The 24,165-nt window shown below is 71.7% G+C and carries 20 protein-coding genes; 5 read left to right on the top strand and 15 right to left on the bottom strand.

The genetic code is table 11. From position 1 onward, the window contains the following. Positions 1 to 33: 33 nt before the first annotated feature. From OHU74_RS35010 to OHU74_RS34965, 10 genes are all read right to left on the bottom strand, one after another. Positions 34 to 1,830 carry an alpha-L-fucosidase gene (locus tag OHU74_RS35010; protein WP_371614145.1) on the bottom strand — a complete coding sequence of 599 codons (1,797 nt, stop codon included), beginning with the start codon at positions 1,828 to 1,830 and terminating at the stop codon, positions 34 to 36. A 91-nt stretch (positions 1,831 to 1,921) separates the two neighbouring features. After that, entirely contained in the window at positions 1,922 to 2,557 is a 636-nt protein-coding gene (locus OHU74_RS35005; protein WP_371614146.1) for a lactate utilization protein C, read from the bottom strand. Further along, positions 2,554 to 4,068 carry a LutB/LldF family L-lactate oxidation iron-sulfur protein gene (locus OHU74_RS35000; protein WP_371614147.1) on the bottom strand — a complete coding sequence of 505 codons (1,515 nt, stop codon included), beginning with the start codon at positions 4,066 to 4,068 and terminating at the stop codon, positions 2,554 to 2,556. Before OHU74_RS35000 ends, OHU74_RS35005 begins: the two co-directional genes overlap by 4 nt. Continuing rightward, positions 4,065 to 4,805 carry a (Fe-S)-binding protein gene (locus tag OHU74_RS34995; protein WP_371614148.1) on the bottom strand — a complete coding sequence of 247 codons (741 nt, stop codon included), beginning with the start codon at positions 4,803 to 4,805 and terminating at the stop codon, positions 4,065 to 4,067. Before OHU74_RS34995 ends, OHU74_RS35000 begins: the two co-directional genes overlap by 4 nt. After that, positions 4,796 to 5,719, bottom strand: a complete 924-nt coding sequence (locus OHU74_RS34990) for an amidohydrolase (RefSeq protein ID WP_371614149.1) — start codon at positions 5,717 to 5,719, stop codon at positions 4,796 to 4,798. Before OHU74_RS34990 ends, OHU74_RS34995 begins: the two co-directional genes overlap by 10 nt. Continuing rightward, complete coding sequence (locus OHU74_RS34985) at positions 5,716 to 6,027, bottom strand: L-rhamnose mutarotase (RefSeq protein WP_371614150.1); 312 nt, start codon at positions 6,025 to 6,027, stop codon at positions 5,716 to 5,718. The genes OHU74_RS34990 and OHU74_RS34985 overlap by 4 nt, the downstream gene beginning before the upstream one ends. After that, on the bottom strand, positions 6,024 to 7,052 hold the full coding sequence (locus OHU74_RS34980; protein WP_371614151.1) for an aldo/keto reductase: 1,029 nt from the start codon (positions 7,050 to 7,052) through the stop codon (positions 6,024 to 6,026). The genes OHU74_RS34985 and OHU74_RS34980 overlap by 4 nt, the downstream gene beginning before the upstream one ends. Continuing rightward, a complete protein-coding gene (locus tag OHU74_RS34975) occupies positions 7,049 to 7,807 on the bottom strand; it encodes an SDR family NAD(P)-dependent oxidoreductase (protein WP_371614152.1) in 759 nt (252 codons plus the stop codon). Before OHU74_RS34975 ends, OHU74_RS34980 begins: the two co-directional genes overlap by 4 nt. After that, positions 7,804 to 9,141: an L-fuconate dehydratase gene (locus OHU74_RS34970; RefSeq protein WP_371614153.1), complete on the bottom strand. Its 1,338-nt coding sequence runs from the start codon at positions 9,139 to 9,141 to the stop codon at positions 7,804 to 7,806. Before OHU74_RS34970 ends, OHU74_RS34975 begins: the two co-directional genes overlap by 4 nt. Positions 9,142 to 9,155: 14 nt before the next feature. Next, complete coding sequence (locus OHU74_RS34965) at positions 9,156 to 10,007, bottom strand: fumarylacetoacetate hydrolase family protein (protein WP_371614154.1); 852 nt, start codon at positions 10,005 to 10,007, stop codon at positions 9,156 to 9,158. Positions 10,008 to 10,543: 536 nt separating this feature from the next. On the opposite strand from OHU74_RS34965, the gene OHU74_RS34960 reads away from it, so the two are divergent. From OHU74_RS34960 to OHU74_RS34945, 4 genes are all read left to right on the top strand, one after another. Then, a complete protein-coding gene (locus OHU74_RS34960) occupies positions 10,544 to 11,593 on the top strand; it encodes a sugar ABC transporter substrate-binding protein (protein ID WP_371614155.1) in 1,050 nt (349 codons plus the stop codon). A gap of 136 nt (positions 11,594 to 11,729) precedes the next feature. Continuing rightward, positions 11,730 to 13,352 (top strand): sugar ABC transporter ATP-binding protein, encoded by a 1,623-nt coding sequence (locus tag OHU74_RS34955; RefSeq protein ID WP_371614156.1) that lies wholly within the window; start codon positions 11,730 to 11,732, stop codon positions 13,350 to 13,352. Positions 13,353 to 13,354: 2 nt separating this feature from the next. Continuing rightward, a complete protein-coding gene (locus tag OHU74_RS34950; RefSeq protein ID WP_371614157.1) occupies positions 13,355 to 14,398 on the top strand; it encodes an ABC transporter permease in 1,044 nt (347 codons plus the stop codon). A gap of 87 nt (positions 14,399 to 14,485) precedes the next feature. Further along, on the top strand, positions 14,486 to 15,187 hold the full coding sequence (locus OHU74_RS34945) for a FadR/GntR family transcriptional regulator (RefSeq protein WP_371614158.1): 702 nt from the start codon (positions 14,486 to 14,488) through the stop codon (positions 15,185 to 15,187). A gap of 21 nt (positions 15,188 to 15,208) precedes the next feature. On the opposite strand, the gene OHU74_RS34940 is transcribed toward OHU74_RS34945, so the two are convergent. Then, positions 15,209 to 16,420, bottom strand: coding sequence for an ROK family protein (locus OHU74_RS34940; RefSeq protein ID WP_371614159.1), 1,212 nt, complete (start codon positions 16,418 to 16,420; stop codon positions 15,209 to 15,211). A gap of 13 nt (positions 16,421 to 16,433) precedes the next feature. Continuing rightward, the gene (gene xylB / locus OHU74_RS34935; RefSeq protein WP_371614160.1) at positions 16,434 to 17,864 is read right to left on the bottom strand and encodes a xylulokinase; all 1,431 of its coding nucleotides are present in this window, start codon (positions 17,862 to 17,864) and stop codon (positions 16,434 to 16,436) included. 92 nt (positions 17,865 to 17,956) lie between these two features. Between xylB and xylA the strand changes: the two genes are divergently transcribed. Next, positions 17,957 to 19,129, top strand: a complete 1,173-nt coding sequence (xylA, locus tag OHU74_RS34930) for a xylose isomerase (protein ID WP_330300520.1) — start codon at positions 17,957 to 17,959, stop codon at positions 19,127 to 19,129. Positions 19,130 to 19,234: 105 nt separating this feature from the next. On the opposite strand, the gene yicI is transcribed toward xylA, so the two are convergent. From yicI to OHU74_RS34915, 3 genes are all read right to left on the bottom strand, one after another. After that, positions 19,235 to 21,517, bottom strand: a complete 2,283-nt coding sequence (gene yicI / locus OHU74_RS34925) for an alpha-xylosidase (RefSeq protein ID WP_371614161.1) — start codon at positions 21,515 to 21,517, stop codon at positions 19,235 to 19,237. Beyond that, on the bottom strand, positions 21,514 to 22,914 hold the full coding sequence (locus tag OHU74_RS34920) for a GH1 family beta-glucosidase (RefSeq protein WP_371614162.1): 1,401 nt from the start codon (positions 22,912 to 22,914) through the stop codon (positions 21,514 to 21,516). Before OHU74_RS34920 ends, yicI begins: the two co-directional genes overlap by 4 nt. A gap of 146 nt (positions 22,915 to 23,060) precedes the next feature. Further along, positions 23,061 to 24,044 carry an acetylxylan esterase gene (locus tag OHU74_RS34915; protein ID WP_371614163.1) on the bottom strand — a complete coding sequence of 328 codons (984 nt, stop codon included), beginning with the start codon at positions 24,042 to 24,044 and terminating at the stop codon, positions 23,061 to 23,063. Between the last annotated feature and the right edge of the window lie 121 nt (positions 24,045 to 24,165).

Below are 24,165 nucleotides of genomic sequence, written 5' to 3'. Positions count from 1 at the left end.
GCGTGCCCTCGGCACGCCACCCCGGGCGCGCTTTCAGCCGATCTTGGTCAGGTTCCAGTTCTGCGCGGGGCCGCCGTTGGAGGACCACTGGATGACCGGGATTGCGTCCCCGCTCGCGTAGCCGTTGTCCAGGACCTTTCCGCTGTGCCGGTTGGTGAGCCGGAACGCACCCCCGCCCAGCGCGGCGACCGCCCACTGCTGGCCCTGACCGCCGCCGTCGGTGCGCTGGACCAGCACCGTGCCGTCGGAGGTGCTGCCGTTGTCGTCGAGGGCCTTTCCGCTGCGGACACAGACCAGCTTGTAGTAGCCGTGGCCCAGGTCGGTGACCGTCCACTGCTGGGGAGTGCCGCCGTTGGGGGCCCACTGGGCGACCTGGCCGCCCTCGGTGGTGGTGTTGGCGTTGTCGAGGGCCTTGCCGTTCTGCGCGCTGACCAGCCGGTAGACGCCGCCCGCGAGGACCGCCGGCATGCCGCTGACCTCCACGCAGACCACGGAGTCGTTCGCGTTGGGCGCCGTGGCCGGCACGCTGACGTTGATCTGGCCGCCGCTGACCGTGTAGGCGAGCGAAACCGAGGGATTGCTCATCAAGTAGACGCGGCTGATGGTGTTCTGGACCGCCGGGACCTGCAGGGTGCCGCCCGTCGGCCATGTGAAGACGTGGGCGAAGAGCTTGCCGTCCTTCTTGGTGATCCTGCCCCACGACGGCTCGACGGCGAAGGGGCTGCCGCTGGTCCCGTGGATGCTGTCGGCGTGGGTGGCCATCCAGGAAGCCAGCCCGGTCAGTACCGTCGTCGCTCCGGCGGTCACGGTGCCGTCGCCCTTGGGGCCGATGTTGAGCAGGTAGTTGCCGTCCCGGGAGACGACCGTGACCATCTCCTGGACGATGTCCTTCACCGGCCTGTAGTTGTTCTCGGCCCAGTCGGTGTAGCCCCACTGGCCGTTCATCGTGGCACAGGTCTCCCACGGCCGGTCCAGCGGCGTGACGGGCACGGTCTGCTCCGGGCAGGCGAAGTCCCCCAGGCCGAGGTCGCGCTTGACGCGTTCGTTCACGACGAGTCCGGGCTTGCGGGCCATCAGCCACCTGTAGAGGTCCTCGCCGTCGGCCTTGGTCCACCAGTCGGTGAGCGTGGGGGCGGCCGGGTTGGCGCACCAGTCGCCGTCGAACCACAGGACCGCCGGGTCGTAGCGGTCGAGCAGTTCCTGCAGCTGGGCCTTCATGTCGTTGATATAGGCGGTGCGGGCGGCCTGCGAGGACATGTCGGAGAAGAGGGTGCTCCGGTTGATGGTCTGGGAGGGGTGGCTCCAGTCCAGGATCGAGTAGTAGAGCCCGAACTTGACGCCCCGCTTCTCGCACTCGGTCTTCAGCTGGGCCAGCAGGTCGGGCTGGAAGCCCTTGTAGTCGTGCAGGTTGTACTGCTTGGTGCCGGTGGTGTCGGTGAAGCCCGCGACGTTGGAGTCCCACATCGCATAGCCCTCGTGGTGCTTGGCGGTGATCACGAGGTACTTCATGCCGGCGTTCTTGGCCAGTTCGGCGATGTTCGCGGCGTTGAAGCTCGCCGGGTTGAACGGGGTGGTCACCTGGGCCTGGTAGTCGGCCTTGTTCCAGTTCTCGCTGGAGAACGCCCACTCGCCGTGGCCGCGGTAGGAGTAGGACCCGAAGTGGATGAACATGCCGAACCTGGCCTGGTACCACCAGTCCAGCTTCGAGGGGACGCCGTACGCCTGGGCGGTGGCGGGCCACACGACCTGTGGGAGACCGAACGCCACGGCGCCGCCGGCGAGGGCGGCGGCCTTGATCAGGGAGCGTCGGCTGAGGGGGGAGGAGGACATCTTCGACTCCTGGAGAGTGAATGGGCAGGGGGAAGCGGTCTGTTCGGTGAGCGGGTGAGGGGGAGGGGGGGAGGGGGCAGCGCACCGGGCGCTATGCGTCCACGACCAGGACGATGTCCAGCGTCCTGGGCCCGTGCACGCCCTCGACACGGTCCAGCTCGATGTCGCTGGTGGCCGAGGGGCCCGAGATGAGCGTGAGCGGCCGGCAGGGGTCGAGCCGGCTCAGCGCGTCGGGGACGTCGGGCACGATCTGGTCCGCCCGGACCACGCAGACGTGCTGGTCCGGCAGCAAGGTGAGGACCCTGCGCCCCTGGCCGGGTCCGTGGTCGAGGGTCACGGTGCCGGTGACGGCGATCGCGACGGCGACGGTGGTGACCACGGCGTCCGCCCCGTCGAGTTGCCCCACGGTCAGCGGCGGAGCGTCTTCCAGCCGCGTCCAGGGCCCTTCCGGGAGCAGGTCCTCGGGAAACCCGGGCGGCACCACCAGGGACCGGGCCCCGGTGCGGGCCAGCGCGCGCCCGACGGCCGCCGCCACACCGGCAGCGGGAACCCGGACCACCGTGGCGCGGTATTCGGCGGCGCGTTCGGCGAAGAGCCCGATGACGTCCGGTCCCGCGTGGTCGGCGCGCGGGTTGTCCGGGAGCGGTATGTCGTCGGGGTCCTCCGATCCGGGCACCCCGGCCAGGGCTGCCCGCACCGCGCTCAGTACGCTCTCGCGGTCGTTCATCCTCGTCCCTTCCCTTCCACCGTCGCGGAGCTGTCCGCATGCGCGGGTCTTCTCGTCCGGCGCCACCAGGCGCGGAACGTTTCCCTGGGCGGCACGGGTGTGTCACGGCTGGCGGACCAGCCGGCGAACGGACCCGGCAGGGCGCCGATCCGGCCGTCGCGGGCCACCAGCCGGGCCCCGAGGCCGGCGAGCTTCTGGGCCGCGGCCAATCGGCGCGGGGAGGACATGACGGCGCCCGCGGCCTTCATGGCGAGCGCCTCGACGGTGGGCAGGCGGCGGCCGCGCCGCCCTGCCTCCACGGCCTTCGCGCGCAGGTGGACCAGCACCTCCGGGATGTCGATCTTCACGGGGCAGGCGTCGTAGCAGGCGCCGCAGAGGGTCGAGGCGAAGGGCAGGGAGGCCGCCCCGCTTTTGATGTCACTGCCGATGCCGACGAGCTGCGGGGTCAGTACGGCGCCGATCGGGCCGGGGTAGACGGACCCGTAGGCGTGGCCGCCCGTGCGCTCGTACACCGGGCAGACGTTCAGGCACGCCGAGCAGCGGATGCAGGCGAGGGCCTGGCGGCCCACTTCGTCGGCCAGCGTCGCGGTGCGGCCGTTGTCGAGGAGGACCAGGTGGAAGTTCTGCGGGCCGTCGCCCTCGGTGACGCCGGTCCACAGGGAGGTGTACGGGTTCATGCGCTCGCCCGTCGACGAGCGGGGCAGGAGCTGGAGGAAGACGTCCAGGTCGGCGAAGGACGGCAGGACCTTCTCGATGCCCATCACGGTGATCAGCGTCTCGGGCAGGGTCAGGCACATCCGCCCGTTGCCCTCCGATTCCACCACCACGACCGTTCCGGTGTCGGCGGCGGCGAAGTTGGCGCCCGAGACGGCCACCTTGGCCCGCAGGAACTTCTCCCGCAGGTGGAGCCTGGCAGCCTCGGCGAGATCGCGGGGATCGTCGGAGAGCCCTTCGGGAGCCGGCCTTCCCCACTCCCCCATCTCGCGGCGGAAGATCTCCCGGATCTCGGAGCGGTTGCGGTGGATGGCCGGCACCAGGATGTGGGAGGGGCGGTCGCGGCCCAACTGGACGATGAGTTCTGCGAGATCGGTCTCGTAGGCGCGGATGCCGGCCTCGGCGAGCGCCTCGTTGAGGCCGATCTCCTGGGTCGCCATCGACTTGACCTTGACGACTTCGCTCTCGGCCGTATCGCGCACCAGGTCGGTGACGATGCGGTTGGCCTCCGCGGCGTCCGCCGCCCAGTGGACCACTCCGCCCGCGGCGGTCACGCTCTTCTCCAGGCGAAGAAGATGGTGGTCGAGGTGGCGCAGGGTGTGACGCTTGACGGCTGCCGCCGTCTCCCGCAGTTCCTCCCAGTCCTCCAGCTCCGCGGCGACCGCCAGCCGCTTGTCCCGGATGGTGCCGGTGGCCCGGCGCAGGTTCGCCCGCAGTTGGGTGTCCGCGAGCGCGGTACGCGCCGCCTGGGGAAAGGCCGGCGTGCCCAGCCATACGACGTTGTCGGCGCCGCTCACCGCGGGTCCCCTTCCGTGGAGGCCAGGATCTCGGCCAGGTGCATCGTTCCGACGCCGGTACGGAGGCGGGACAGGCCGCCGCCGATGTGCGTGAGACAGGAGTTGTCGCCCGCGGACAGGAACTCGGCCCCGGTGCCGAGGACATGGCGCATCTTGTCGGCGAGCATGGCGTTGGACACGTCCGCGTTCTTCAGCGCGAAGGTGCCGCCGAAGCCGCAGCAGGACTCGGCGTCGGGCAGTTCGACGAGGTCGATGCCCTTCACGGCGCGCAGCAGTGCGAGCGGCCGGTCGCCGACGCGGAGCATGCGCAGCGAGTGGCAGGTCGGGTGGTAGGTGACGCGGTGCGGGAAGTACGCGCCGACGTCGGTGACGCCGAGGACGTCGACGAGGAGTTCCGACAGCTCGTACACCGTCGGCGCCACTCGCTCGACCGCCTCGGTGAGGGCGGCGTCCCCGTACTGGGCGGCCACCACCCGGTGGTGGTCGCGCACCATGCCCGCGCAGGACCCGGAGGGGACGACGACGGCGTCGTAGCCCTCGAAGACCTCGGTGAAGCGGCCCACCATGGGCAGGGTCTCGGGCCGGTAGCCGGTGTTGAAGTGCATCTGGCCGCAGCACGTCTGGCCCTGCGGGAACTCGACGGTGTGACCGAGGCGTTCCAGCAGTGCGGTCACCGCCTGGCCGGTGCGGGGGAACATCGTGTCGTTGAAGCACGTGATGAAGAGGGCTATGCGCATGGGGTGTCCTGGGGCGGGGGGTCCTGTGGCGGGTCCGGGGGTTCCGTGATGGTCAGGCCGTAGGTCCGCACGGCCGTGCCGGTGAAGACCTCGTGGCGCTCGGCCGGGCTGAGTCCGTCCGTCATCTCTCCGGCGGCGGCGACGACTTGGGCGTAGGTGGCGGCGAGCCGGCAGACGGGCCAGTCGGAGCCGAACATCAGCCGCCCGGGGCCGAAGGCGTCCAGGACGGTGTCGGCGTACGGCCTCAGGTCATCGACCGTCCAGGAGTCCCAGTCGGCCTCGGTGACCATGCCCGAGAGTTTGCAGACGGTGTTGGGGAGCGCGGCGAGGCGCCCGATCCGCTCCGCCCAGGGTGCGAGTTCGCCGGACGCGATGGGCGGCTTGCCGAGGTGGTCGAGGACGAAGGTGAGGCCGGGAAGACGCTGCGCGGCGTCGATGGCGGCCTCGAGTTGGTGCGGCTGCACCACGAGGTCGTAGACGAGTCCGGCCTCGGCGACCGCGCTCAGGCCGCGCAGTGCCTCCGGGCGCACGAGCCAGCGGGGGTCCGGCTCGCCCTGCACCTGGTGGCGCATCCCCACCAGGTGCTCCCCACCGGAGCCGGCACGCAGCCCGGCGAGAGCGTCGGCGACGTCGGGTGCGGTCAGGTCGGTCCAGCCGACGACCCCGGCGACCAGGTCGCTGCGTGCGGCCATGGCCAGGAACTCGGGGGTCTCTTCCGCCGCGGTGACCGTCTGCACCAGCACGGTGGCGGTGACGCCGGCCGCGCGGGCCTGCGGTGTCAGGTCGGCGAGGGAGAAGTTCCGTCGCAGCGGGGCGAGTTCGGGCCCGGTGATCCAGTCCTGGTCGCGGACGGACAGGTCCCACACGTGGTGGTGGGCGTCCACGATTCCCGGCCCGTGGTCCACCCCGGTCACAGCTCCCACACCACCGGCAGCGTGGTGTCCGCGCCCTGCTCGGAGTAGTCGTGGACGACGTCCAGCAGCTCGGCCATCCGCGCCTGCCAGGCAATGTTGACCGGCAGCTTCTCCAGTGCGGCGATCATCGCCTGGTAGTCCTGGACCTCCAGTACGTGGAACAGGTCGGTGCCGCTGCGCCAGATGGTCCACTCGCTCACCCCCGCGGCGCGGATGGCGGCGGTCAGTTCCTCGGGCACCTGCCGGTGCGCGGCGTCGTACTCCTCGATGCGGTCGGCGCGGACCTTGGTGTGCAGGGCGACCTTCATGACGGCTCCTTCGGCGACGGGGTTTCCCCGATGGGTGCCGGGACGGGGACGGGGGTGTCCGGGTCCAGCAGGCCCTCGGCGCGCAGCTCGTCCCACAAGGCGTCCGGGATCGGGCGCCGCAGCTGCTCCACGGTGTCGCGCACCTCCTCGGGGGAACGGGCGCCGGTCAGGACGCTCGCCACGGACGGGTGACCGAACGGGAAGCGCAGCGCGGCGGCCCGCAACGGCACGCCGTGGCGCTCGGTGACCGCCAGCAGCCGCAGCGCCCGCTCGAGGACCGGCTGCGGAGCCGGCGCGTAGTCGTAGGTGGCTCCCGGCCGGGGGGCGGTCAGCAGCCCGGAGTTGAAGACTCCGCCGATGATGACGCTGCGGCCGCGGGCGGCCGCCTCCGGGAGCAGTTCGGCGAGCCCGTCCTGTTCCAGGAGGGTGTAGCGGCCGGCCAGGAGCACCACGTCGATGTCGGTCTCGCGCACGAAGCGGGCGGGCAGGGCGCACTGGTTCATACCGATGCCGATCGCCCCGACCACGCCTTCGCCGCGCAGCCGCTCCAGGGCCGGGTACGCCTCGCGCAGCGCCTGCTCGGCGTGGTCGTCGGGGTCGTGCAGCAGGGCGATGTCGACGCGGTCGAGGCCGAGGCGTTCCAGGCTCGCCTCGAGGGAGCGCAGCACTCCGTCGGCGGTGAAGTCCCAGACCCGGCGGTGGGTGGACGGGACGGCGAAGCCGTGGCCGAGGTCGTTTCCGGGGATGCCCCGCGGGTCCGGCTCGAGGAGCCGGCCCACCTTCGTGGAGAGGGTGTAGCTGTCGCGGGGGCGGCCCTGCAGGGCGGCCCCGAGCCGTCGTTCCGACAGGCCCAGTCCGTAGTGGGGGGCGGTGTCGAAGGTACGGACCCCGGCGTCCCAGGCCGCGTCCACCGTGGCGTGGGCGGCCTCGTCGGTGACCGGGCGGTAGAGGTTGCCGAGGGCCGCGCAGCCCAGGGCCAGCTCCGAGACCGTCACCGCGCCGCCGCCCAGCCCGGTGGTCCTCACGACTGGGCCGCCGGGCGCAGCCGCAGTCCCTGCATGCCGCCGTCCACGGCGAGCGCGGTGCCGGTGACGGACGCCGCGGCCGGACCGGCCAGGTAGACGATGGCGGCCGCCACCTCGTCGGCGGTCACCAGACGGCCCATGGGCTGGCGGGCGTTGAGCGCGGCCCGTTCGGCCTCGGGGTCGTCGGCGGCGTCGAGCAGCCGGGCGACCCACGGGGTGTCGGCGGTGCCGGGGTTGACGCAGTTGACGCGGATGCCCTCACGGACGTGATCGGCGGCCATGGCCAGGGTGAGGGACAGCACGGCGCCCTTGCTGGCGGAGTACAGGGCGCGCTGCGGCAGTCCGGCGGTGGCCGCGATGGAGCAGGTGTTGACCACGGACGCGTGTGCGGACCGGCGCAGGTGGGGCAGGGCGGCCCGGGTGGTGCGGACCATGCCGAGGACGTTGACGTCCAGGACGCGGTGCCACTGTTCGTCGGGGTTGTCCTCGACGTTGCCGGCGGCGCCGATGCCCGCGTTGTTGACGAGGATGTCGATGCCGCCGAGCCGCGTGGCCGCCTCCTCCACGGCGGCGCGTACGGAGGCGTCGTCGCTGACGTCGGCCTTGAGGCCGAGCAGCGGTTCGCTCACGCCTTCCGGATCGAGGTCGAGTACGGCGACGGCCGCGCCCCGCGCCGCCAGTGCGCGGGCCGTGGCGAGCCCGATACCGGACGCGCCGCCCGTGACGAGCGCCCTGAGGCCGGTCAGTTCGCTCATGCCAGTTCCTCCTGCGCGGCGCGGTCGGCCACCCAGAACGTGCCGTCCGGGTAGAGGTACTCGGCGATGGACTGCGCACGCATGGTGGCGGAGAAGCCGGGGGCGAGCGGGGCGGTGTAGTGGCCGTCCCGGATCACCACCGGATCGACGAAGTGCTGGTGGAGGTGGTCGACGTACTCGATGGCGCGGTCCTCGGTGCTTCCGGAGAGGGCCAGGTAGTCGAACATCGACAGGTGCTGCACCAGCTCGCACAGCCCCACTCCGCCGGCGTGCGGGCACACCGGGACACCGAACTTCGCGGCGAGCAGCAGGATCGCGAGGTTCTCGTTGACCCCGCCGACCCGCGCCGCATCGATCTGGAGGACATCGATCGCGCCGGCCTGGAGGAGCTGCTTGAAGACGATCCGGTTCTGCACGTGCTCGCCGGTGGCCACCTTCACGGGGCCGACGGCCCGCCGTACGGTCGCGTGGCCGAGTACGTCGTCGGGGCTGGTCGGCTCCTCGATCCAGTACGGGTCGAACTCGGCGAGCGCCTGGGTCCACCTGATCGCCTCGGGCACGTTCCACCGCTGATTGGCGTCGATGGCGATGCGGATGCCGTCACCTACGGCGCCGCGGGCGGCGCGCAGCCGCCGGATGTCGTCGCTCAGGTCGGCGCCGACCTTGAGTTTGATCTGTGTGAAGCCGTCGGCGACGGCCTGCTTGGCCAGCCGGGTGAGCTTTTCGTCGGTGTAGCCGAGCCAGCCCGGGGAGGTGGTGTAGCCGGGGTATCCGCGCTCCAGCAGGGTCGCCTCGCGTTCCGCGAGCCCCGTGCGGCCCTCGTGGAGGAGCGTGAGGGCGTCCTCGGGGGTGAGGGCGTCGGAGATGTAGCGGAAGTCGACCTGGGAGACCAGCCACTGCGGCGAGGCGTCGGCGAGCAGCCGCCACAGCGGCTTGCCCTCCCGCTTGGCCGCCAGGTCCCACACGGCGTTGACCACGGCGCCGATCGCCATGTGCATCACGCCCTTTTCGGGGCCGAGCCAGCGCAGCTGGCTGTCGCCGATCAGGTCGCGGCTGACCGATCCCGGATCGGCGCACAGCTCGTGGACGGAGCGGCCGATGACATGGGGTCGCAGTGCGTCGATCGCGGCGACCTGGACGTCGTTGCCGCGTCCGATGGTGAAGGTGAAGCCGTGTCCTTCGTGCCCGTCGCCGGCGTCGGTGCGCAGCACGACGTAGGCGGCGGAGTAGTCGGGGTCCGGGTTCATCGCGTCGGATCCGTCCAGTTCCCGTGAGGTGGGGAAGCGGATGTCGTAGGTGTCGACGGCGGTGATCCGGGCGGTGGTTGCAGTCAAGGTGGTGCTGCCTTTCACGCTTGGGCGAAGATCTGGCGCTGGCTGCCGAGGCCGTCGACGGAGAGCTCGACCGTGTCGCCGGGGCGGAGGTAGGGGGTGCCGGGAAGCCCCAGGGCCACGCCCGCGGGCGTACCGGTGTTGATCACGTCGCCCGGCTCCAGGACCATGTACTGGCTCAGGTACCACACGATGTGGTCGACGGTGAAGATCATGTTGCTGGTGTGACCGTCCTGCCGCTTCACGCCGTTGACGTTCAGGTGCAGGCCGAGGTCCTGCGGGTCGCCGGCCTCGTCGGCGGTGACCAGCCACGGGCCGAGCGGGTTGAAGGTTTCGCAGGATTTGCCCAGGTCCCACTGCGGTGAGTACTCCAGTTGGAATTCCCGCTCCGATACGTCGTTGCTGATCGCGTACCCGGCGATCACGGCCCGCGCGGCATCCGGTCCGTCCAGGTAGCGCGCCCGGCGGCCGATGACGACTGCGAGTTCGACCTCCCAGTCGGTCTTCACCGATCCACGGGGGATCAGTACCTCGTCGTTCGGGCCGACGACCGTGCCCGGGTCCTTCATGAACACCACCGGACGCGCGGGAAGCGCCGCGCCTGTCTCGGCGGCGTGATCGCGGTAGTTCAGGCCGACGCAGACGACCTTGCCTGGGCGGGTGACGGGCGGCCCGATGCGCAGGCCGTCCCGGTCCAGTTCGGGCAGCTCCCCCGCCGAGACCGCCGCGCGGGCCCGGTCGATCCCTCCGGAGGCCAGGAAGGCACCGTCGATGTCCCGGGTCACGGAGGAGAGGTCCAGCAGCCGACCGTCGTCGACGCGTACCGCCGGCCGCTCTTCACCTGGGGATCCGACTCGTAGCAGTTTCACCGGGCAGCTCCCTTGCCGGACAGGTTTCGGTTTCGTCTTGGGGATCGGCCGTACGGGCGGGCTACCTGAGGTGCGCCGGTACGGGCCGTTCGCCAGGGCTCCGGCCATCCGCACGGTCATTCATCGGATGTATCGCGGGCCACAGCGAACATAGACGCGGAGATCGCACCTGACAATGGATTCCTCGGATGTATTTCCTCGCCGTTGTCGACGGACACCCCCTTGGGGCGACTCTTCCGAAGCCGTCCGCACACGTCTCCCGAAACACCATCGCCTCGCGAGTAGTCGGACATAACACGGGGTCAGATGGGATCCGGCGCTACCGCAACGCCCCGCGGGACGAGGGCCCGTCCCATCAAGCCAGGCGCGCACTCTTGTCAACCTCGGCAACGTCGTCGTAACGTCCCGTCCGAGATACATCGGAGGAATGGCCGGATCATTCGGTGCGCCGTCCGGCGCCCCCCACCGCCTTCCACACGGCGCGTACGTCCCCCCGACCGTCGCCGCGCCCCCCGGACAAGGAGAGAAACACGGCAATGAAGCACACTCTCACCCGCTCCACCGCCGCAGCCGCCACCGCCGTCCTCGCGCTGCTGGGTCTCACCACCGCGTGCAACCGCGAGAGCCCCTCCTCGGCCGCCTCGGGAGGCGACAGGACTGCCATCGGCATCGACCTGCCCCGCTCCGACTCCGACTTCTGGAACTCCTACGCGCAGTACGTGAAGAACGGCATCAAGACCGACGGCATCAACGCGCTGCCGCTGAGCAACTCGCAGAACGACGTCACCAAGCTGGTCGCCAACGTGCAGGTGTTCCAGAACACGGGCGCCAAGGCCGTCGTCATGGCACCTCAGGACACCGGTGCCATCGCCTCGACCCTGGAGACCCTCGCGTCGAAGAAGATCCCGGTGGTCAGCGTCGACACCAGACCCGACAAGGGCGATGTCTACATGGTCGTCCGAGCCGACAACAAGGCATACGGCACCAAGGCGTGCGAGTTCCTCGGCAAGCAGCTGGGCGGCCAGGGCAAGGTCGCCGAGCTCCAGGGCGCCCTTGACTCCATCAACGGCCGCGACCGGTCCGAGGCGTTCGCGGAGTGCATGAAGACGAAGTTCCCGCAGATCAAGGTCTTCGAGCTGCCCACCGACTGGAAGGGCGACGTGGCCTCCGCCAAACTGCAGAGCCTGCTCGCGCAGCACCCGGACCTGAACGGCATCTACATGCAGGCGGGCGGTGTCTTCCTGCAGCCCACTCTCGCCCTGCTGGAGCAGAAGGGCCTGCTCCAGCCCGCCGGGCAGAAGGGCCACATCAGCATCGTCTCCAACGACGGCATCCCGCAGGAGTTCGACGCCATCCGCAAGGGCCGGATCGACGCCACCATCTCCCAGCCCGCCGACCTCTACGCCAAGTACGCGCTGTACTACGCCAAGGCCGCCGCCGAGGGCAAGACCTTCCAGCCGGGCACGACCGACCACGACTCCACCATCATCAAGCTGCCCAACGGCCTGGAGGACCAGCTCCCCGCTCCGCTGGTCACCAAGGACAACGTCGACGACAAGACCCTGTGGGGCAACAACGTCGGCTGATGGCCTACCGGCCCCGTCCCCGCGCGCGGTCGGGAACGGACGCCCCCCGTCCCCCGACCGCGGCCTCTCTCCGTAGCCCTGCAGCCCCGGGCGCACACACCCCCCCAGCCTCCTTACACGAAGGACGGTATGCACCATGGCGGACACCGCGACCGCCCCGGCGACCGGCCCCGGCACTCCGGCCCCGGTGGCCGAGGCGACCGGCATCAGCAAACGATTCGGCGCGACCGTCGCGCTGCGCGACGCCCGCATCACCATCGCCCCGGGCGAGTCGCACGCCCTCGTCGGACGCAACGGCGCCGGCAAGTCGACGCTCGTGTCCATCCTCACCGGCCTCCAGCAGCCCGACACCGGAGCCCTGCGCTTCTCGGGCGAACCGGCCCCCGCCTTCGGCGACATCGACGCCTGGCGCTCCCGCGTCGCCTGCGTCTACCAGCGCTCCACGATCATCGGTGAGCTGACCGTCGCCGAGAACCTCTTCCTGAACCGGCAGAGCGGCGCCCCGCTGCGGCCCATCCGCTGGAAGCGGCTGCGCCACCGCGCCGAGGAGCTCCTCGGCGAGTACGGCGTCGACGTCGACGTCGACGCCCGGGCTAGGGACCTCACCGTCGAGCAGCGGCAGTTCGTGGAGATCGCCCGGGCCCTGTCGTTCGGCGCCCGCTTCATCATCCTCGACGAGCCGACCGCGAAGCTCGACGGCCGCGGCATCGGCCGCCTCTTCGACAAGCTCCGCGACCTCCAGCGCCAGGGTGTCGCCTTCCTCTTCATCTCCCACCACCTGCAAGAGGTGTACGACCTCTGCGCCACGGTCACGGTCTACCGCGACGCGGCCCACATCCTCACCGCACCCGTCACCGAGCTCGGACAGACGGCCCTGGTCGAGGCCATGACCGGCGAGTCCTCCTCCACGGTCACCGCCACCGCGGGCCGCCCCCCGGGCACGCGGGCCGACGCGACGGAACTGCTGGCGATCGACGGTCTGACGCTGCCCGGTGCCTGCGAGGACATCTCCCTCTCCGTACGCTCCGGCGAGGTCGTCGGGCTCGCCGGCGCCACCGCCAGCGGCAACGTGCAGGTGGGTGAGGCGGTCGCCGGTCTGCACCGTGCCAAGGGCGGCCGGATCTCTGTCGGCGGCCAGGCCGTGCGCACCGGCAGTGTGCCGTCCGCGCTCACCGCCGGCGTCGGTCTGGTACCCGAGGACCGCCACCACCAGGGGCTGGTCGGCAATCGCAGCGTGGCGGAGAACGCGACGCTCACCGTCACCGACCAGCTCGGTCCGTTCGGCATCGTGCTGCCCGCCCGCACCAGGGCCTTCGCGCAGCGCGTGATCCGGGACCTCGACATCAAGACTCCCGGCGTCGCCACCCCGGTCTCCGCCCTCTCCGGCGGCAACCAGCAGAAGGTCGTCGTCGCCCGCGCCCTGGCCACCGATCCGCACGTGCTCGTGGCCATCCGCCCCACGAACGGTGTGGACGTCAAGTCCAAGGAGTTCCTGCTCGGCAGGATCCGGCAGGTCGCGGACGGCGGCAGAGCCGCGCTGATCGTCTCCGACGAACTGGACGACCTCAAGGTCTGCGACCGGGTCGTCGTCATGTTCCACGGGCGCGTGGTGGCCGAGTTCGACCACGGATGGAGGGACGAGGACCTCGTCGCCGCCATCGAGGGCGTCGCCGGCGATCCGGCTCCTGCCACCACGACTCCCACATTCGCCCTACCCACCTCATCCGCCTCATCCGGCGCAGACGAGCACGGAAGGTAGTCATGTCCGCCACCACAGATCTCACCGAGCCCGCACCGAGCACGGCGGTGCCGGCCGCGGCGGACGCCGCCCGCCACCGGGGCGGCCTCGGGCGCTTCCGTGAACTGTCCCTGGTCCCGGCGATCATCGTCCTGGGCCTGATCGGGTTCATCGTCTCGCCGGCCTTCCTCACCGCCGACAACCTGATCGGTGTGGCCCAGCAGTCCACCGAGCTGAGCCTGCTGGTGCTCGCCACGACCTTCGTCCTGATCGCCGGCCGGATGGACCTGTCCCTGGAGTCCACCATCGGCGTGGCTCCCGTCATCGCCGTGTGGCTGGTCCTGCCCACCAGTGGGGGCCGGTTCACCGGACTCGGCCTCTTCCCCGAGTGGATGGCGATCCCGCTCTGCCTGCTGGTCGGGGCGCTGATCGGTGCCGTCAACGGCTTCCTCATCCTCAAGCTGCGCCTCAACGGCTTCATCGTCACCCTCGGCGCCCTGACGATGCTCCGCGGACTGCAAGTCGCCCTCTCCGAAGGCCAGTCCATCGTCGAGCTGCCTTCGTCCTTCACCTACCTGGGCAGGGCGTCCTGGCTGGGCGTGCCCGCCGCGATCTGGGTGTGCGCGCTGCTCTTCGCGATCGGCGGCAGTGCGCTGGCCTGGCTCCGGCACGGCCGGGCACTGTACGCGATCGGCGGCAACGCCGAGGCCGCCCGCACTGCGGGGATCCGCGTCGACCGCACCGTGTGGGTCGTCCTCATCCTCGGCAGCGTTCTCGCAGCGTTCGCCGGTGTCCTCTACAGCGGGCACTACGGCTCCATCTCCGCCACACAGGGCAGCGGCTGGATCTTCCAGGTCTTCGCCGCGACCGTCATCGGCGGAGTCAGTCTCAACGGCGGCAAGGGTTCCGTTTTCGGCGCCCTCACCGGCGTCCTCACCCTCCAGCTCGTCGTCAACGTCATGACGCTGGCGGGCGTGCCGCCCCTGTGGAACCAGTTCCTCAATGGCGCCATCATCATTGTCGCCCTGGTCATCTCCCGGTTCGCGTCCGGTGAGAAGCAGGAATAGCCTCGTCCCGCAAGCGGCTCCGCAGGCCCCGGTCCGGGTCCGGCGGAGCCACCGCCCTGTACACACCCCGCACTGAGAGGCACGTTAGTGGCACTGACGGACGAGGCGATCGACAAGATCAAGGCGATGATCCTCGACGGCGAACTCGCTCCCGGCTCCCGTCTGCCCAAGGAGGAGATCCTCGCCGCGCAACTCGGCCTGTCCCGCAATTCGCTGCGCGAGGCCGTCCGGGCGCTGACGGCCATGCGGATCCTGATCACCCGTCAGGGCGACGGCACGTACGTTTCCAGCCTGGAACCCCATCTCCTGCTGGAGAGCCTTTCCTTCGCCGCCGACGTCTCCCAGGGCCACACGGCACTGCAACTGATCCAGGTGCGCCGACTGCTGGAACCGCAGGCGACCGGGCTGGCCGCTGCCCTGCTGACGCCGGAGGACCTCCAGGAACTGCGCGAGATCCTCGACAGGTCCCGGGCCGCCACCACCGTGGAAGAGTTCGTCGCCCACGACATCGCCTTCCACCTCAGGATCGTCGAAGCCGTCGGCAACCCCGTGCTGTCGATGCTTCTGCAGGTGCTCTCCACCCGCACCCAGCGCGTCCGCATCGTCCGCGGCAGCCGGACCCGTCACGCACTGGACAACGCCCACCAGGACCACGAGCAGATCCTCGGCGCGCTCCAGGCACGCGACGCCCTGCTGGCCACCGCCGCCACGACCGTCCACATCACGGCCGTGGAGCAGTGGCTTGCCGCCAGCCTGAGCGACGACCCGCTGCGAGCCATCGACGACTGACCCGGTCGCCCTTCTGCGAACCTAGTGCTGTGGCAGGCGGGCGGGATCGGCGATGATCTGCCGGACGGTCGACCACGCCGCGCCCAGCACCGGTCCGCGGCGCCCCAGGGCGGAGGGGCGCACCGCCTCCGGGTTCCAGGGCCGGACGGTGACCCGGGCGGCCAGCTCGGTGCGTACCGACGGGAGGAGCCAGTCGGCGAGTTCGGCGTAGGCGCCGCCCAGAACAAGGCCGTCCGGGTCGATCAGGTCCACCGCCGAGGTCAGGGCGAGGCCGAGGGCCCGGCCCGCGCGGTCCAGGGCTCGCAGGGCCGCCGCGTCCCCGGCGGCCGCCCGCTCGGCCAGGAGGGCCACCGGGTCGCCGACGTGCGCGAGCCCGGCCTCGCGCAGCACGGCCGCTTCGCCCGCGTACTGCTCCAGGCAGCCGCGTGCCCCGCAGGCGCAAGGGGCGCCCTCCGGATGGACGGGCAGGTGGCCGAGTTCGCCCGCGAAGCCGCGGGCGCCCCGGAACAGCTGCCCGCCGATGATCAGTGCGGCACCGATTCCGGCCTCGGCGGAGACGTGTACGAAGGTCTCGGCGGGGTTGCCCCGGTGCCACTGCTCGGCCAGCGCCCCGAGGTTGGCTTCGTTCTCCGGCTCGGGCGCGGTGTCGGGGTCGGGCCAGTGGTCGGCGGGGCGGACGGCTTGCCAGCCGAGGTTGGGGGCGTTCGCGATCAGTCCGCCCGGCTCGTTCGGCACCACCCCCGGCACGGCCAGGACGCGGCCCTCGACGCGCAGTCCCAGGGCCGCGGCCTCGGACTCCGCCTCGGCGCCCAGCGCGGCGGCCTCCGCCAGCACCTCTCCGGCCGGCCGGCCCGCGTTGGCCCGCTCCACCCGACGCCACACCCGGGGTTCACCGCGCAGGTCCACGACGCACGCGGCGAGATGGGTGACGCCGATCTCCAGGCCGAGGCCCGCGGGACCCCGGTCGTTCAGGAGCAGTGCCCGTCCGGGGCGGCCGACGCGTCCGCTGGGCGCGGTCTCCGTCTCGGTCAGCGCGCCACGGCCGATGAGCTCGTCGACCAGGGAGGAGACGGCCGGCCTGGTCAGGCCCGTGTGGCCGGCGACGTCCGCCCGGGAGAGCGGACCGTGCGCGGCGACCGCACCGATCACCACCGCAAGGTTCTGCCGGCGCATGCCCTGCTGCGAGGCGGGCACGGCCTCCGCGCCCCCGCTCGCCCTGCCGATCCCCGCCATTGGGCCGACCCTCCTATCGTTCTGCCGGCGGGAGCTCCTGCAAGGCCCGCGCCCGCCGCAGCGTACTGGTGATCCGTTCGAGCGTGTCGTCGTCACGGCGTACGGGGTCCAGTACCCGGCCCTCGGCGGTCCGCCAGCGCCGGGCGACGGCGTCGGCGGGCTCACCGGTGAGCAGTGCGGCGGCCTGGGCGGCGGCCCCGAGCGCGACCAGTTCCTGTGCCGCGGGTACCTGGACCGCTCGGCCGGACAACCGCAGGACGGTCCGCTGCCAGGCCCTGCCGCGGGCTCCGCCGCCGATCAGCAGCAGCGGTTCTTCGGGGGCGGGGTTCTCGCCTCCGGCACGCAGTACGTCGTCCAGGGCCACGAGCAGGGCGTGGGCGGCGCCGTCGTAGGCGGCCTGGAGCACCTGTCCGGGCGTGGTGTCGTGGCGCAGGCCGTGGACCAGGCCGGAAGCGCCCGGGAGGTCCGGCGTGCGCTCGCCGTCCAGATAGGGAAGGACCACCACCGTGCCACCCGCCTCGACGTCCTCGCGGTCGCGTCCGACCAGGGCTGCGAAGCGGTCGACGGCGAGGGTGCAGTTGAGCGTGCAGGCGAGCGGCAGCCAGCCGCCGAGGGCATCGGCGAAGCCGGCGACGGTTCCGCTCGGGTCGGTGGGCCGGGTCCGGCCGACGGCGTAGACGGTGCCGGAGGTACCGAGGCTCAGCACCGGGCGTCCGGGGGTCAGGCCCAGCCCGAGGGCGGCGGCCATGTTGTCACCGGTCCCGGTGGCCACCAACGCGCCCTCGCGCAGTGGCGTCCCGGCCCGGACGGTGCCCGCGAGGGCGCCCGGCGGGAGGACCTGTGGCAGCAGCCCGTGGTCGAGGCCGATCCGGTCGAGGACGTCCTGGTCGTAGCCGTCCGGGCCCCACCAGCCGGTCCCCGAGGCGTCACCGCGGTCCGTCACCGCCTCACCGGTCAGCCGCTCCGTCAGGAAGTCGTGGGGAAGCCGGACGGCCGCGACGCGGTCGGCGGCGGCAGGCTCGTTCGCGCGCAGCCAGGCCCACTTGGCGGCCGTGAAGGCGGCCGTCGGGACGCTGCCGGTACGGCGGGCGAGCTCGGCCGGGCCGAACGCGGCTCCGAGTCCGGCGGCCTGCGGGGCGGAGCGGACGTCGTTCCACAGCAGCGCCGGGCGCACCGGCCCGCCTGCCCCGTCGAGGGTGACCAGGCCGTGCTGCTGGCCGGCGATCGAGCAGGCCGCTGCGCGATCCGCCCAGCCGGTGGCCGCCACGGCCTCGCCGAGCGCCCCCCACCACTGTTCGGGGTCGCTCTCGCGTCCGGCGCCGGCGCTGACGGCGTGCGAGGCGCGGCCCTCGCCCAGGACGGCGCCGGTTTCCAGGTCGACGGCGAGGGCCTTGGTGGACTGGGTCGAGCTGTCGACACCGATCACGACACGCTGAGCAGACATGCGTTCCTCCGGTGGGGTTCCTTCTGGCGTCCCGGCATACTAATTTGTTTTTCGTCATTACAAATAGCCCTCGGCCTGATCCGGAGCGCCCCATGACCAGCGACCCGCTCGTTCCCACCCCCGCGCACAGGTTCACCTTCGGCCTGTGGACCGTCGGCTGGCAGGGGCGGGACCCCTTCGGCGACGCCACCCGGCCCGCCCTCGACCCCGTCGAGAGTGTGGAGCGGCTGGCCGAGCTCGGCGCCTACGGCGTCACGTTCCACGACGACGACCTGATCCCCTTCGGCTCCGGCGACGCCGCCCGCGAGCAGGCGGTCAAGCGGTTCCGTACCGCCCTCGACACGGCCGGGCTGAAGGTGCCGATGGCCACGACGAACCTCTTCACCCACCCGGTGTTCAAGGACGGCGCCTTCACCGCCAACGACCGGGACGTGCGCCGGTACGCGCTGCGCAAGACCATCCGCAACATCGACCTGGCCGTGGAACTCGGCGCCGAGGTCTACGTCGCCTGGGGCGGCCGCGAGGGCGCGGAGTCGGGCGGGGCCAAGGACGTGCGCACCGCCCTCGACCGGCTGAAGGAGGCCTTCAACCTGCTGGGCGAGTACGTCGAGAACCAGGGCTACGACCTGCGCTTCGCGATCGAACCCAAGCCCAACGAGCCGCGCGGCGACATCCTGCTGCCCACCATCGGCCACGCCCTGGCGTTCATCAACGAGCTGGACCGGCCCGACCGGGTCGGCCTCAACCCGGAGGTCGGCCACGAGCAGATGGCCGGGCTGAACTTCCCGCACGGCATCGCCCAGGCCCTGTGGCACGGCAAGCTGTTCCACATCGACCTCAACGGCCAGACCGGCATCAAGTACGACCAGGACCTGCGCTTCGGCGCGGGCGACCTGCGCCAGGCCTTCTGGCTGGTGGACCTGCTGGAGTCGGCCGGCTACGACGGCCCCCGCCACTTCGACTTCAAGCCGCCGCGCACCGAGGACTCCGCCGGCGTCTGGGCCTCGGCGGCCGCCTGCATGCGCAACTACCTGCTCCTGGCTGAGCGTTCCCGCGCCTTCCGGTCCGATCCGCAGGTCCGGGCCGCGCTCGCCGCCTCCCGACTGCCCGAACTGGCCCTGCCCACCGCCGAGGACGGCCTGGCCGGGTTGCTGGCCGACCGGTCCGCCTTCGACGAGTTCGACGTGGATGCCGCCGCCCGCCGCGGCATGGCCTTCGAGCAGCTGGACCAGCTCGCCCTCGAACACCTCCTCGGGGCCCGCTGAGCCGACGCCCGCTGAGCCGGTGCGCGCAGGAGCCGGGCCGTGGGGTTCCACGGCCCGGCTCCGCCACGCCTTAAGAGGCCGGCGCCTTCGCGCCGGCCGCCCGCCTCAGGCCGGGTGGGCGAAGTCGGCCTCCAGAGTGCCGGCGGGCCGGGCGTGGACGGTCCCGTCCGGCCCGCCGAACCGGAGCTGCCAGGGATGCGGGCTGTCGGTGGTCACGTGGAGCCGGTCACCACGGCGGCTCAGGTGGAAGCGGGCCGCCTCGCCGGGGCCGTCGGAGCGCGGGATCACCACGGTGCGCTCGGCGCCGTCGGCAAAGGCGTGCACCCGCAGCTCTACGCCGTCCGCCCAGGCGGAGACCGGGCGCTGGTCCTCGGCGCCGAGCGGGATGACGGAGTCGGGGCGGGCCAGCAGCGGCAGGGTGTGGAAGCCGTGCTGTTCGCGGACCCAGCGGGGACCCTTGATCCGGGCGCCGGTCAGAACGTTAGTCCACGTCCCTTCCGGCACGTAGTACTCGACCGTGCCGTCGTCGGTGAAGACCGGAGCGACGAGCAGGTCGTCGCCGAGCATGTACTGCCGCTCCAGCGCGGCCGTGGCGGGGTCGTCGGGGAATTCCAGCACCATGGCGCGCATGACGGGGATGCCGGTGGCGTGGGCCTGTTGGGCGGCGCGCTGGAGGTACGGGGCGAGGCGGTGCTTCAGCAGGGTGAACTCCCTGGTGACCTCGACGGCCTCCTCCCCGTAGTCCCACGGGACGCGGTAGGACTTGCTGCCGTGCAGCCGGCTGTGCGAGGAGAGGAGGCCGAACTGCACCCAGCGCTTGAAGACGGTGGGGGTCGGGGTGCCCTCGAAGCCGCCGATGTCGTGGCTCCAGAAGCCGAAGCCTGACATGCCCAGGGAGAGCCCGCCGCGCAGCGACTCGGCCATGGCGTTGAAGTGGGATTCGCAGTCGCCGCCCCAGTGCACCGGGTACTGCTGGCCGCCGACCGTGGCGGAGCGGGCGAAGAGCAGTGCCTCGCCCTCGCCGCGCTCCGCCCGCAGCAGGTCGAAGACGGCCTCGTTGTAGAGGTGGGTGTAGTAGTTGTGCATCCGCTCGGGGTCGGAGCCGTCGTGCCAGACGACGTCCGTGGGGATGCGCTCGCCGAAGTCGGTCTTGAAGCAGTCCACGCCCTGGTCCAGCAGCGTCTTCAGCTTGCCGGTGTACCAGTCGCGGGCGGCCGGGTTGGTGAAGTCCACCAGGGCCATGCCGGGCTGCCACAGGTCCCACTGCCACACGCTGCCGTCCGGGCGCCGCACCAGGTAGCCCTCGCGCACGCCTTCCTCGAACATCACCGACTGCTGCGCGATGTACGGGTTGATCCAGGCGGAGATCCGCAGTCCCTGCTGCCCGAGTCGGGCGAGCATGCCGACCGGGTCGGGGAAGGTGTCGGAGTCCCATTCGAAGTCGCACCACTGGTAGGCGCGCATCCAGAAGCAGTCGAAGTGGAAGACGCTCAGCGGGATGCCGCGCTCGGCCATGCCCGCGACGAAGCGGTTGACGGTGGCCTCGTCGTAGTCGGTGGTGAACGAGGTGGTCAGCCACAGGCCCAGCGCCCAGGCCGGGGGCAGGGCCGGACGGCCGGTGAGCGCGGTGTAGCGCTCCAGGATCTGCTTCGGGGTCGGGCCGTGGACGACGAAGAACTCCAGCGACTGGTCCTCGACGCTGAACTGCACGTGGCCGACCGACTCGGAGCCGACCTCGTAGCTGACCTTGCCGGGGTGGTTGACGAAGACGCCGTAGCCCCGGTTGGTCAGGTGGAAGGGGATGTTCTTGTACGCCTGTTCGCTGCTGGTGCCGCCGTCGGCCTGCCAGATGTCCACGACCTGCCCGTTCTTGACGAACGGCGTGAACCGCTCCCCCAGGCCGTAGACCAGCTCTCCTACGCCCAGCGAGAGTTGGCCGAGCATGAAGTGCCGCCCGGTGTCGTCGGTGACGAAGCCGGTACCGCGTTCGCCGACGGAGGTCAGCACCTGCCCGCCGGCGGTGAACTCCAGGCGCCACGGCTGTGAGGTGTCCACCCGCAGCGACAGCTCACCCGCACTGAGCTCGACCACCGGGCCGTCCCGGTGCACCTTCCCGCTCCCCTCCTGCGCGCCGGGCAGTGCGAAATCCGGGCCGCGCCGCACCGAACCGGCGTGGTGGGTGACGCGCACCCCGATGACACCCTCGGCCGGCGACCAGCAATCGACCGTCAGGAGCGCGCTGTTGAGCATGCCACCGCGGCTGCGCACGTGCTTCACCGGCGCGTGGAGGGTCATCCGGTGCTCGTCGGCCCGGACGTCCGCGACCTCGGCGGCGTAACGCGCGGTGACGCCCGGGCGCATCAGCCAGTAGCCATCGGTGAACTTCATCGGGTGGTTTCCTCCGTCCGCGCTCGGTGCGCGGTGATCAGGGCCCGGAACCAGTGGTAACTGTCCTTGGGCGTTCGGGTCAGCGTGTCGTAGTCGACGTGGACCAGGCCGAAGCGCTGGCCGTAGCCGCGCGCCCACTCGAAGTTGTCCAGCAGCGACCAGACGTAGTAGCCGCGCACGTCCACGCCCGCCGAGACCGCCTCCGCGACGGCGGCGAGGTGGTCCGCCAGGTAGTCGGTCCGCGCGGTGTCATGGACCCGGCCGTCGGGACCGACGGCATCGGCCTCGGCGGAGCCGTTCTCGGTGATCCAGACCGGCGGAAGCCTCGGGTAGCGGGCGTGGAGTGCGCGCAGCAGTTCGGTCAGCGCCTCCGGGACGACGGGCCAGCCCATGGTGGTGAGCCGCGTACCGTACGGGTCCAGCTCTCTGACGCCGATGTCCGTGGCAGTGCGCAGTTCGAGGTCGTCCGTGCGGTGGGGGGCTGCGGCGACGGTGATCGGGCGGTAGAAGTTGACTCCGAGGAAATCGAGCGGCGCGCCGATCAGCTCCAGGTCGCCCGGCAGTCGCCAGGGGCCGTCGGCGAGGCCGGCCCAGGTCCCGGCCTCGTGCGCCGGGTAGCGTCCGGCGAGCAGCGGCTCGGTCCAGACCTCGTTGTGGAGGACTTCGGCGCGGCGCAGGGCGGCGCGGTCCCCGGGAAGGGCGGAGGCGGTGTGGATGCGGTCGAGGTTGAGTGCGATCCCGACCTCCCGGGCGCCCGCCGCACGCAGCTCCCGGACCGCGAGGCCGTGGGCGACCAGCAGGTGGTGGGCGGCGGCGAGCGCGCCCCGGCCCTTCTGGGCGCCGGGTGCGTGGCGCCCCTCGGCGTACCCGGCGAAGGCGGAACAGTAGGGCCCGTTGAGGGTGATCCACCGCTCCACCCGGTCCCCGTAGCGCTCGACCGCGAGGGCCGCGTACTGCGCGAAGGCCTCGGCGGTCTCCCGGACCCGCCAGCCGCCCCGGTCCTCCAGGGTCTGGGGCAGGTCCCAGTGGTAGAGGGTGACGGCGGGGGCGACTCCGGCGGCCGGCAGATCGTCGATCAGGCGGTCGTAGAAGTCGAGCCCCTTGGGGTTGGCCGGTCCGGTGCCCCGGGGCAGCAGGCGGGGCCACGCGATCGAGAAGCGGTAACTGTCCACGCCGAGCCCGCGCATCAGGGCGACGTCCTGCGGGTGGCGGTGGTAATGGTCGCACGCCGTGTCGCCGGTGGCTCCGTCGAGCGTACGGCCGGGCGTGTGGCTGAAGGTGTCCCAGATGGACGGGCCGCGGCCGTCCTGGTCGTGGGCGCCCTCGATCTGGTAGGCGGCGGTCGCGGCACCGAAACGGAACCCGGCGGGCAGTTCCGGGAAGTCCGGGGTGGTCATGGGCGGTATCTCACGGGTCGGTCGGGCTCCTCGGTCTCGGGGGTGCGGGGCTCGGTGCGCGGGGCGCGGGGCGCGGGCGGCCAAGCGGGCTGCTCGGCCCGCGGGGCGCCCTCGCGCGCTCTGCCGGTCCGGTGGTGCGGGGCGGGTCAGAGCTCCGGCGCCAGGCCGCGCTCGCGCAGCCAGGCCAGCTGGACGGGCGGGTTGGAGCCGAGGCCGCCGCCATGGTCGCCGAACGGCCACACGGTCATGGTGCGGTCCACGCCCGCGTAGTGGTTGAAGGCGGCGTAGACCGTGGAGGGCGGGCAGATCGGATCCATCAGGGCCACGCTGAACAGCGTCGGCGCGGTGGCCCGCCGGGCGAAGTGGACGCCGTCGAAGTGGTCGAGGGTGGCGAAGGCCGGCTCCACGCGGTGACGGCTGTGCCAGCGCAGGTACTTGGCGATCTCCTGGTACGGGCCTTCGCCGCAGATCGCGGTGGCGCGGCGGAAGTGGCACAGGAACGGGACGTCCGGCATCGCGGCCGCCACGCGGTCCCCGGCGAGACCGGCGACGGCGAGCGCCAGACCGCCCCCCTGGCTGCCTCCGGCCACCACGATCCGACGGCTGTCGAGTCCGGGCAGCTCGGCGACCACGTCCACGGCTCGCACGCAGTCGGTGATCAACCGCCGGTAGTAGTAGTCGTCGGGAGAGTCGATGCCGCGGGTCATGAACCCCTCGACCCACTGCGTGCCGTCGCCCGCGCCCCGGTCCGGGGTGTCGTGGCCCTGACCCCGGCTGTCGACGACGAGTTGGGCGTAGCCGGCGGCGGACCAGAACAGGTGGTCGGTGGGCAGTCCGCGACCGCCGCTGTAGCCGATGTAGGTGATGACGACCGGAAGCGGTCCGGCCGCGTCGCGCGGGCGCAGCAGCCAGGCGGCCACCGGTTCGCCGTTCCAGCCGGGGAAGCGCACGTCGTCGACCTCGACGGTGTGCAGCATGTGCTGGGCGGTGACCCGCTCCACCTTGATCGCCCCGTCGTGTGACCGGGCTTCGGCGAGGGTACGCCGCCAGAAGTCGTCGAAATCTGTCGGATCGGACAACTCGGGGCGGTAGTCGATGAGTTCGTCCGCGCCGAGGTCTGTGAGCGGCATGGGGGCTTCCTCCGGTCGGAGAGGTGACGGGGTGACGGGGTGACGCGGTGACGCGGTGACGGAGCTCGGCGGCAACCTCAGGGGGCCTCGCCTGCCTCGCCGGTCAGGGCGGTGGTACGGG

The organism is Streptomyces sp. NBC_00454 (genome assembly GCF_041434015.1).
In the GTDB taxonomy this organism is placed as follows: domain Bacteria; phylum Actinomycetota; class Actinomycetes; order Streptomycetales; family Streptomycetaceae; genus Streptomyces.
The sequence above is the reverse complement of the archived record's forward strand: the minus strand, read 5'-3'. Positions and strand labels throughout refer to the sequence as shown.